The sequence below is a fragment of the Caulobacter sp. P4_E5 genome (assembly GCF_056401555.1).
Genome location: NZ_JBFUJD010000132.1, coordinates 1 through 9,731, shown reverse-complemented (window position 1 = coordinate 9,731; position 9,731 = coordinate 1). Strand labels below are relative to the sequence as shown.

Sequence of the window (9,731 nt, the reverse complement as noted above, 5' to 3'; positions counted from 1 at the left end):
ACATAGGACGTCGCGCCATTGGCGACCACCAGCCGGGCGTCGACCAGCACCGACAGGGTGTTCTTCGAGAAGATGTCGGTCTGGGAGCCGCTCGGCGCGGGCGGCGGCGACGCCTCCTGGGCCAGGGCGGGCGCGGCGGCCAGGCCGCACAGGGCGGCGGCCAGGGCGGCAGCGCTGGCCCCGGCTCGGCGGGGCGCGGACGTGAATCCGTGGATCATGGGAACGACCTCATAAGGGGTGGCGCGGGGACCGGACCGTTCACCCAGCGGGCGATCGGACCGATCCGGGTTTGCCGCGGCGCGGCGGCGAAGGGGTTCAGGCGGGGGGCGAGATCGGGATGGGCCAGGCGGACGACGCCGCCGACCACGACCAGCAGCACGTCGCCGGCGTCGGCCTCCAGCAGGGGCCGGGCCAGCACGACCAGGTCGGCCGGCGCGCCAGGCTCCAGGCCGCCGGTCGGCAGGCCCAGGCGCCGCGCGGCGGTCGCGCCGACGGCGCTCTCCAGGCGCCCGTCGTCCAGCAGGCCCAGGCCGCGGGCGCGGCGCAGCTCGTCCAGCAGATCCCCCGCCCCGGTCAGCAGCGAGTCGCTGCCCAGCAGCACGTCGCCGGCGTCCAGCATCTGGGCGGGCGCGGTGCGGCCGAACAGGAAGAGGTTCGAGGTCGGGCACCAGACCAGGGCTGCGCCGGACTCGCCGAAGCGCTCGGCCCCAGCGCGATCGACGCCGACGCCGTGGACGGCCAGCAGGGTCTCGGTCAGCAAGCCGCGCGCGTCCAAGGCCCAGACCTCGGCCGCCGCCGCCGCGTCGACGCCTTCGGCCAGGTGCAGCCCGTAGGGTGCGTCGTCGTCGAGGCCGTCCAGCCCCGGCGTCATGCCCAGCGAGTCGGCGTTGGCGACGCGCGGCGTGCGGATCGGAAAGTCCGCTTCGAAGTCGGCTTCCCAGGCGTCGTGGTGGACCACCGTGGTGACGCCGGCCGCCAGGTTCTTCCAGGCCCCCGCCAGCAGGGCGTCGCGCCGCGCGGTCGCGCGCCGGGCGGCGATGTGGTCGGCGTCGCGGGCCTGGATGTCGCGCGCCCAGTCGTAGGCGTTGGCGTAGGGCGGGCGGCCCAGCCGGCCGTAGTGGTTGCGGTGCAGATGGTCGTGGGCGTTGACCAGGCCCGGCCGCGCCTCGGCGTCCGGAAACTCCAGCACCAGGTCGAAGGCCCCTTCGGGCTCGACGAAACGCTCGCCCTCCACGGCGACGACGGCGTTGCGGGCGACGACCAGCAGCCGCATCTCAGGCGCCGCGCTCGAAGGCCAGGGCCAGCACGACGGGCAGGCCCAGGTCTCTCTGATAGAGGTCCAGCTTGCCGGCGTCGGCGTAGAACGGCCGCGCGCCTTCGCCGATCCGGGCCTCGCGCCGCGCCGCCAGGGTCAGGCCCGCCGCGCGGGCGGCGGCCAGGTGGCCCTCGATCCCGTGCTCGTAGTGCTCCACCGCGTGCACCCCCGCCGCGTCGCGGAAGGTGCGGCGATGACCGGCGGCGGCGGCGGCCGGGTGGAAGTCGGTGACGATGATCGTCGCACCGGCGTCGGCGACCCGGGCCAACTCGCCATAGGCCCGGCCGCATTCGGGCAGGTGGCCCAGCACCAGCCGGCACCAGACGACGTCGAAGACGCGGTCGGGCAACGGCAGGTCGCGCACGTCACCGACCAGGGTCCGCAGGCCGGGGCGATGGACGTCCAGGCCGACGCCGGCCGCCAGCATCTCGGGGCTGAGGTCGACGCCGACCGCCAGCGCCGCCCCGGCCTCGACCAGGCGCCGGCCGGTGCCGCAGCCGGCGTCCAGCAACCGCTTGCCGGCCAGCGGCGGGGTCAGGGCCGAGACGAGATCGGTCTCAAGATGCGAGATGGCCGTCTCGGCGGCATAGGTCGGCGCCCAGCGGCGATAGCCCTCGCGAACGTCGAGCACGGGACCCCGCGCCGACGGCAATGGCATTGCATCCAAGGAGCGAGAAAGGGCCACGGCGCCGTCCGAATTGAACCTGCGGATGTGTTCCCGGGCGGCCTCGGGAAGTTCAAAGAGGCGGCCGCTACTGCGGCGCCACGGTCAGGGTTCCGCGCATCATCGTGTGGTAGGTGCAGAAGAACGGGAACACGCCGGCCTTGCGCAGCGGCATCTTCACCGTCTGGCCGGGCGCGACCCGCAGGTCGAAGCTGTGATCGCGCGCCGTCACCGTGTGCGGAACGCTGTCGCGATTGATCCAGGTGACCGTGTCGCCGACCTTCAGGCCGGACGGGATCTTGCCGTAGCTCATGCTGGACATGACGACGGTGGGCTCGGCGGCCTGGGCCATCGCCGCTTGCGCGGTGACCAGGGTCGCGGCCAGGGCCAGCATCGAGGCGAGTGTCTTCACGGGGCGATCCTCCATTCGGGTTGCCGATGAATGCCGCCTGGAGCGCGGAAGGTTTAAGGGCCGCCCGCGAAATCCGGCGCGCGGGTCCTGAACCCCGGCGGGCCGACCCGGCACTGATGCTCGCCGGCCGTCGCCGTCGGCGCCCGCAGCCTGGACCCTGGATGAAACTGCAGCTTGGCCGACCGCGTCGGATCGCGGGCAAGGGGATCGCGCGCAAGACGCCAGCCCGCGTTCCCGACGGCCTGACGCTCTACGCCATCGGCGACGTCCACGGCCGGGCCGACCTTCTGGCCCCGCTGCTGGACGCCCTGCTGGAAGACGCCGCCGGCGCGGAGCGGGCGGTGATCGTCGGCCTGGGCGACTATGTGGACCGGGGACCGGACTCGCGCGGCGTCGTCGACCTGATGCTGGGCCTGGCGACCGAGCCGGCCATCGAGCTGCGCTGCCTGCGCGGCAATCACGACCAGGCCCTCGTCGACTTCCTGGCGGACGCCGAGCTGGGGCCGTCATGGGCCAGGCACGGCGGCCGCGAAACCCTGGCCTCGTACGGAACGCCGGCCCCGGACGACGCGACCGACATGCGGGCCTGGCGCGACACGCGCGAGGCCTTCGCCGCCGCCCTGCCCGCCGCGCATAAAGCCTTCTTCCCCGACCTGGCGCTGTCCTACGCCTGCGGCGACTACCTGTTCGTCCACGCCGGCGTCCGCCCCGGCGTCGCGCTGGCGGCCCAGGCCGCGCGCGACCTGCTGTGGATCCGCGACCCGTTCCTGACCTGCGTCCGCCCGCTGGAGAAGCTGGTCGTGCATGGCCACACCCCCTCGGCCCGCGTGCACGCCGACCACCGCCGCATCGGCCTGGACACCGAGGCCCATGCCTCCGGCGTGCTCAGCGCCTGCCGGCTGGAGGGGATCGAGCGACGGGTCATCCAGGCGGTCGCCGGCCCCGGCGGCGTCGAAATCCGCCGGGACACGGCGTGAACCGGCTATTGTCGATTGTCCGCTAAACCTTTCGCCGTCCCACGGGCACTCACGATCGGAAGCGAGATGAGACCGTGAACGTCAGGAGCATCGGAATAGGCCCGCGCGAGACCTCCAGGGCAGCGCCCTCCATCAGCGACGCCGAGCTCGTCGCGCGGATCCGCGCGAAAGACGTCACCGCGTTCGAGGCGCTCTACCGCATCTATCACCCCCGGCTGACGCGGTTCCTGATCAACCTGATCCACCGCCCGACCCTGGTCGAGGAGGTGCTGAACGACACGCTGATGGTGGTCTGGGAGAAGGCCGACACCTTCAACGGGACCAGCAAGCTGTCGACCTGGATGTTCGGCATCGCCTATCGCAAGGCGATGAAGGCGCTGCGCAAGCAGGACGAGCCGATCGACGACCCGGCCGCCGAGCAGCGTCCCAGCCTGGACCCGACGCCGGAGGACGACCTGGGGCGAAGCCGCGCCCAGGTCCTGTTGCAACAAGCGATCGAGGTGCTGTCGCCGGAACATCGGGCGGTCGTCGAGTTCACCTATTTCCATGAAATGGGCTATCGAGAGATCGCCGAAATCATGAAGTGCCCGGTGGACACCGTGAAGACCCGCATGTTCCACGCCCGACGCTATCTCAGACGCCAGCTGGCGGGCGAACTGCCGGACTGGCTGTAGGATTTCCCATGACCCAGATCTTCAACCTTCAGGACGCCCGGCACCAGCAGGCCCAAGGCCTGCTGCCCTGGTACGTCAACGGGACCCTCGACCCCGCCGAAGCGAGCGCGGTCGAAAAGCACCTGACCGAATGCGACGAATGCCGCGCCGACGTCGAGCACGAGCGCGCCCTGAGCCGTGAAGTCGCCCATCTGCCCCTGGACGTCGAGCACGGGTGGGAGCGGATGCGCGCCCAGCTGGAAGGCGGCGGCCGCGCGGACCGCGGCCCGGCGGCCCCGAGCCTGCTGCGTCGCCGCGTTCCGCTCGGCTGGGTTCTCGCGGCCCAGGCCGCCTGCCTGGCCGTGGTGGTCGGCGGCGCCCTGCTGATCCCCTCGCCGGTGCGCACCTATCGCGCGCTGGGAGCCTCCACGCCGCCGGTCAACGGCAACCTGGTGGTGATCTTCAAGCCGGAGATCTCCGAGGCGGCCCTGCGCGGCGCCCTGCGCGGCGTCGGCGCCCGGGTGGTCGACGGCCCCACCACCGCCGACGCCTATGTGCTGCATGTGGACGCCGCTCGCCGGCCCGAAGCCTTGGCCCATCTGCGCGCCAACGGCGACGTGACCCTGGCCGAGCCGATCGACGGAGACCCCAAGCCGTGAGGCCGCGACGCTCCGCAGCCGGCTGGGGCGCGCTGGTCGGCGCGTGCCTGCTCGCCGTCGCGAGCGTGACCCCCACCCTTGCTCAGACCCCTGCCCGCGCCCAGACTCCCGTGCACGCGGAGACCCTGCCACCGGCCGTCACCGCGAACGCCACGCCGCGCGACGTGCTGGTCATGCTGCGCCTGACCCCGGAACACTACCGGCCCGGCGCCGCCTATGGCGGAAGCTACGGCGACCGTTTCTCGCGCGGGGCCCGCAAGCGCCTGGCCGAGTCGATCGCCCGGCGGTACGGCCTGGCCCTGGTCGGCGACGGCTGGCCCATGCCGCTGGTCGGGCTGGACTGCTACGTGATGCGCGCGCCCCAGGGGCAGGCGGCCGAGATCGCGGCCGCCCAGGTCTCGCACGACCCCCGCGTGGCCTGGTCCGAGCCGCTGCAGATCTATCGCACCCAGGGCAGCTACGACCGCGAGAACGACCCGCTGTTCGCGGCGCAACCGGCCGCCGCGGCCTGGCGGCTGGCCGACCTGCACAAGGTCGCCACCGGCAAGGGCGTCAAGGTCGCGGTCGTCGACAGCAAGATCCAGGTCAACCATCCCGACCTGGCGGGCCAGTTCGTCGCCGACCAGGACTTCGTGGCCGGCCGCCCGGCCGCGCCCGAACGGCACGGCACCGGCGTCGCCGGGGTGATCGCGGCCAAGTCCGGCAACGGCCTGGGCATCTCGGGCGTCGCGCCGGGCGCCCGGCTGATGGCCCTGCGCGCCTGCTGGCAGGTCGACATCGGCTCGGCGTCCTCGCCCACCCTGTGCGACAGCCTCAGCCTGGCCAAGGCGCTGCACTTCGCGATCGACCATCGCGCCGAGGTGATCAATCTCAGCCTGACCGGCCCGCAGGATCGTCTGCTCACCGCCTTGATCGCCGTGGCCGCCACCCGCCGGATCTCGGTGGTGGCCGCGTTCGATCCCAGCCTGCCCAAGGGCGGGTTTCCGGCCTCGCAGCCCGGCGTGATCGGGGTGGCGGCGGAATCCTTGGCGACGGTTCCGCCCGGCGTGTACAGTGCGCCCGATCGCGACGTACCGACCACCCAGCCGGGGGATAAATGGAATCTGGTCAACGGCAGTTCGTATGCGGCGGCGCACGTCAGCGGTTTGATCGCGCTTGTTCGTGAAGGCCGTGCGTCCAGTTTCCCGACCCTGCTCGTCGCCTCCCGCCCGCAAGGCGGCRTCGTCGACGCCTACGCCACGGTGCTCAGGGGAATCGGCGGCTGCACGGGCGCCTGCGCCCTGGCCGCGCGCGCGGCGCAGGCCAGCACCCGCTAAGGCCCTTCTGGCCGCCCTGTTGGCTAGCCTTTTGGCCGCCACCCCCGCCCTCGCCCAGGTCTCGGGCGGCGTCGCCGTCCAGAGCGACTATCGCCTGCGCGGCTATTCCATCAGCGACGGTCGCGCCGTCGGCGTGCTGGACCTCTCCTACGACCACGCCTCCGGCCTCTACGCCAACGGTTCGGTGATCGGCGGCAAGGGCCGCGACGACGATCTGGACGTCGTGGGCCTGATCGGCAATGTCGGCTATGCGCGCCGGCTGAACGACCGCCTCACCCTCGACACCGGCGTCGTCCAGACCAGCCGCATGCAGCACTACAGCCCCAGGACCACCGGCCGGTACACCGAAGGCTATGTCGGCCTGAGCGCCGGCGACGTCTCGGCGCGGATCAGCTATTCGCCCAACTATCTGCGCCACGGCGTCAAGACCGTGTACGGCGAGATCAACGCCGGCGTCGACACCGTCGCCAAGCTGCGCCTCGACGGCCATCTGGGCTATCTGACCTGCGTGGACGCGCCGGCGGGTCAGCGCTGCACCGACCGGATCGTCTGGCGTGTCGGGGCCTCGCGGCGGTTCGACCGCCTGGAGCTGCAGGCCGCCCTCACCGGGGCCGAGGCGCCCGGCGGGCGAGACCTTCGCCTGGACGGCAATCCCGCCCTGACCTTCGGCGCCAGCTGGACGTTCTAGGCCCTCAACCCGCCATGGCCGCCGGTTCGCGCTTGCGCAGCCGCAGATCCGGGAAGGTCAGCAGGTGGTCGCAGAGGGCCAAGCTTTCGGCGCGGTGCGAGACCATCAGGATCGTCGTCGCCGGCCGCAGCCGGTCCAGCCGCGCCAGGATCGCCCGCTCGGTGGCCACGTCCAGGGCGTTGGTCGCCTCGTCCAGGATCAGCAGGCCCGGCCGGCGCAGCACCGCGCGCGCCAGGGCCAGGCGTTGCCGCTCGCCGGCCGAGACCCGCGCGCCGCGATCGCCGACGGCGCCGTCCAGGCCCAGCCGCGCCAGCAGGTCGCCGGCCTGGGCCAGCGCCAGCGCCTCGACCATCTCGGCCTCGGTCGCCTCGGGACAGCCCCAGGCCAGGTTGCGACGCACCGAGCCGTCGAACAGGAACGCCTCCTGCGCCACATAGGCCAGGCGCTCGCGCCGGCCGTCGCCGACCGCCAGCCATCCGGTCTCGGGGACCAGCAGGCCGGCCACCAGGTCGAGGAAGGTGGTCTTGCCCACGCCCGACGGCCCCACCAATCCGACGAACGCGCCGGCGGGGATGACCAGGCTCTTGGCCTCCAGCAGCGGCGCGGTCGCGCCTGGAGGACGATAGGTCACGCGGTGCAGCGCCACGGCCTCGCCGACCGCGCACGGCGGCGAAGGCGTTGGATCGTCGACGGCGGCGTCGCTCAGCGACCGCTCCAGCGCTCGGACGACGGCGTAGGCGGGCAGGCTATGGAGCACCTGCTGGACGCCCTGCTGGGCCAGCTGGGCCGGGCCGCTCATCCGCGCCAGCACCAGCAGCAGGGCTAGCAGCACCGGAGCCGGCAGGTGCAGCCAGGCCACGCCCGCCACCAGCACCGCCGCCCCGATCGCCGCGGCCAGCCCGGTCGCGACGCCGCGCAGCGCGGTCTGCTGGCCGGCGAAGTCCAGCCGGTCGCGGATCGCGGCGCCGGACGCGCGGCGATACTCGGCCACGAAGGTCTCCTGCAGCCGCTCGGCCCGGGCCAGCTTCAGCCCGCCCAGGAACGCCGAGGCCCCCTCGGCCATGCCGAAATGGGCGTCGGTGATCGCGCGGCCCAGGATCCGGGCGCGCGCCAGGAACGGGCGGCTGGCCAGGGCGGCCAGGCCGGCGAAACCGAACGCCACCGCCCCGCCCAGCGGCGTCAGGCTCAAGGCCAGCCCGCCCAGGCCGACCAGCATGGCCAGGGCGGTCACCGCCAGCAGGGCCGAGTGGGCGGCGATGCCGATCTGGTGGATCTCGACGCTGAGCGCCTGGGTCATCCGCGCCTGGCTGACGCCGACGACATCGCGCCAGCGGGCGCTGGCGATCCGCCGGACCAGCCTCATCCGGATCGACTCGACGAAGGCCATCTGCAGGGCGTTCAGCCGCCGGTCCCGCCAGGACAGCACCAGGCCCCGGACCGCCATCAGCGCCGCGAAGGCCGCGAGCAGGATCAGCAGGCGCTGGGTCTGGTCGAAGCGTCCCAGCACCGGGGCCAGCCGCGACATCAGCGGTCCGCCCAAGTCGCGGCCGGGTGTCAGGACCAGGCCCAGCAGCGGAACCAGCAGCAGCAGGCCGATGCCCTCGAACACCGCCCCCAGCGCCACCAGCGCCGCGGCGGCGGCGGCCCGCCAGCGCGCGAAGGCCAGGAAGGCGCGAACGAAGGCGACCAGCCCGGCGTCCGCATCCTCGCGCGGCCCCGGCGCGGCGCTCATCCCGCGCCCTGCTTGACGACCAGCACCTGGCCCCAGGGCAGGCCGATCACCGTGTCGGGCCGGGCGGCGAAATAGTCGGCGAACTCCGCGCGCACGCCCGGGTCGTCATGGTCGTCGCCCAGCAGCATGCCGCCCGGCGTCAGGCGCGGGTGGAAGAACTCCAGCCCGGCGCGGGTGCCCGTGGGCAGGTCAAGGTCGAGATGGACGAACGAGAAGCCCAGCGCCTCCAGCCCTAGGGCGGAGCGGGGAAAGAGGCCGGGGTGCAGCTGCACGCCCGGATAGTCGGCCAGCAGCCGTTCGACCTCGAGCCGCTGACCGTGGACCGCGCCGAAATGAGCGCGCACCGCTTCGGCGTCCGTGTCGGCCGGGCGGTCGTCCTGCAAGGTCTCGAACACGTCGAACAGGTGCAGCGGCGTTCGCCCCTTGGCCTCGCAGATCAGCCGCGCGCTGCCGCCCATCAGCACCCCGGCCTCGGCCATCACGCCCGGCAGGCGGCGGGCGGCCGCGACGCAGATCTGGATCTGCAGCGCGGCCGCGTCGTTCATCAGCAGCGCCGTCCGCCGCCGGGTCTCACCGATCGCCTCCAAGGCAGGGCGCCATTCGGCCGCCAGCGGGGTCTGGATCGAGCCGCGCGCCGCCAGCAGGCGCCGCAGCAGCGCGCCCGGCGACAGGCGCTGGCCCAGGCCGGGCGAGCTGAGGCTCAAGGCCGCGCCTCCCCGGTCGAAGGCCGTTCGCGGGCGGCGGCGATCAGCTCCACGCACGCCACGGCGAACAGGGCCCCCAGCAGCGGCGTGCGCAGCGGATAGTCGACCAGGCTGGAGATCATCAGGATCAGGGTCACCGTGGCGGCGGCCAGGGCCATCGCCCGGCGGCGGCCTCCACGATCCGGCGTGACGGCCCGGTCGCGGCGCGTGGTTCGCCAGACGGCGCGCCCCCACCATCCAGCGAACCCCGCCAGCAGGGCCAGGGCCGGAACTCCGCCCTCGATGGCCAGTTGCAGCGGCTCGTTGTGCGCCTGGTTCATGTAGATGGTCGAGAGCAAGGCGTGGGGCTCGAACTGGCGATAGACCCCGTCGAAGGTTCCAAAGCCCGCGCCCAGGGGCATGAAGGCCTTGGCCGTGGTCAGCAGCGGCTCCAGCATGGCCAGACGGGTCTCGCCGGCGATGTCGGCGGGGGCCAGCCGGCCGACGGCGCCGCCCCTGGCGATGGTCAGGGCCAGTCCGGCGACGACGAGCGCCAGCCCGCCGACCGCGATCAGCCGCGCGGCGCGGCGCGCGGGCCACAGGCGCTGGCCCGTGGCGCGCCAGGCCAGGGC

At 73.3% G+C, this 9,731-nt stretch carries 12 protein-coding genes; 5 read left to right on the top strand and 7 right to left on the bottom strand.

Translation table 11 applies throughout. The annotated features are described in order from the left end of the window. The 4 genes from AC1DSO_RS24105 to AC1DSO_RS24090 form a co-directional block, all read right to left on the bottom strand. On the bottom strand, positions 1-218 hold a 218-nt coding region (locus AC1DSO_RS24105), incomplete at its 3' end, for a hypothetical protein (RefSeq protein ID WP_477071217.1). Continuing rightward, positions 215-1,273 (bottom strand): amidohydrolase family protein, encoded by a 1,059-nt coding sequence (locus AC1DSO_RS24100; protein WP_477071216.1) that lies wholly within the window; start codon positions 1,271-1,273, stop codon positions 215-217. The genes AC1DSO_RS24100 and AC1DSO_RS24105, both read right to left, overlap by 4 nt. Before the next feature lies 1 nt (position 1,274). Further along, entirely contained in the window at positions 1,275-1,946 is a 672-nt protein-coding gene (locus tag AC1DSO_RS24095; protein ID WP_477071215.1) for a class I SAM-dependent methyltransferase, read from the bottom strand. A gap of 121 nt (positions 1,947-2,067) precedes the next feature. Continuing rightward, positions 2,068-2,391 (bottom strand): cupredoxin domain-containing protein, encoded by a 324-nt coding sequence (locus tag AC1DSO_RS24090; RefSeq protein WP_477071214.1) that lies wholly within the window; start codon positions 2,389-2,391, stop codon positions 2,068-2,070. 161 nt (positions 2,392-2,552) lie between these two features. On the opposite strand from AC1DSO_RS24090, the gene AC1DSO_RS24085 reads away from it, so the two are divergent. The 5 genes from AC1DSO_RS24085 (at position 2,553) to AC1DSO_RS24065 (ending at position 6,684) form a co-directional block, all read left to right on the top strand. Beyond that, positions 2,553-3,368 (top strand): metallophosphoesterase, encoded by an 816-nt coding sequence (locus AC1DSO_RS24085; protein ID WP_477071213.1) that lies wholly within the window; start codon positions 2,553-2,555, stop codon positions 3,366-3,368. A 74-nt stretch (positions 3,369-3,442) separates the two neighbouring features. Next, complete coding sequence (locus AC1DSO_RS24080) at positions 3,443-4,042, top strand: RNA polymerase sigma factor (protein ID WP_200939243.1); 600 nt, start codon at positions 3,443-3,445, stop codon at positions 4,040-4,042. A gap of 8 nt (positions 4,043-4,050) precedes the next feature. Continuing rightward, entirely contained in the window at positions 4,051-4,680 is a 630-nt protein-coding gene (locus tag AC1DSO_RS24075; protein ID WP_477071212.1) for a zf-HC2 domain-containing protein, read from the top strand. Beyond that, the gene (locus AC1DSO_RS24070) at positions 4,677-5,996 is read left to right on the top strand and encodes a S8 family peptidase (RefSeq protein WP_477071211.1); all 1,320 of its coding nucleotides are present in this window, start codon (positions 4,677-4,679) and stop codon (positions 5,994-5,996) included. The genes AC1DSO_RS24075 and AC1DSO_RS24070 overlap by 4 nt, the downstream gene beginning before the upstream one ends. A gap of 7 nt (positions 5,997-6,003) precedes the next feature. After that, positions 6,004-6,684 (top strand): TorF family putative porin, encoded by a 681-nt coding sequence (locus AC1DSO_RS24065; RefSeq protein WP_477071218.1) that lies wholly within the window; start codon positions 6,004-6,006, stop codon positions 6,682-6,684. A gap of 4 nt (positions 6,685-6,688) precedes the next feature. Here AC1DSO_RS24065 and AC1DSO_RS24060 read toward each other — a convergent pair whose 3' ends face one another. The 3 genes from AC1DSO_RS24060 to AC1DSO_RS24050 all read right to left on the bottom strand — a co-directional run. Beyond that, entirely contained in the window at positions 6,689-8,416 is a 1,728-nt protein-coding gene (locus AC1DSO_RS24060; RefSeq protein WP_477071210.1) for an ATP-binding cassette domain-containing protein, read from the bottom strand. Continuing rightward, positions 8,413-9,120 carry a TylF/MycF/NovP-related O-methyltransferase gene (locus AC1DSO_RS24055; protein WP_477071209.1) on the bottom strand — a complete coding sequence of 236 codons (708 nt, stop codon included), beginning with the start codon at positions 9,118-9,120 and terminating at the stop codon, positions 8,413-8,415. Before AC1DSO_RS24055 ends, AC1DSO_RS24060 begins: the two co-directional genes overlap by 4 nt. Then, a partial coding sequence (locus tag AC1DSO_RS24050) for an O-antigen ligase family protein (protein ID WP_477071208.1) occupies positions 9,117-9,731 on the bottom strand: 615 nt, incomplete at its 5' end. The genes AC1DSO_RS24055 and AC1DSO_RS24050, both read right to left, overlap by 4 nt.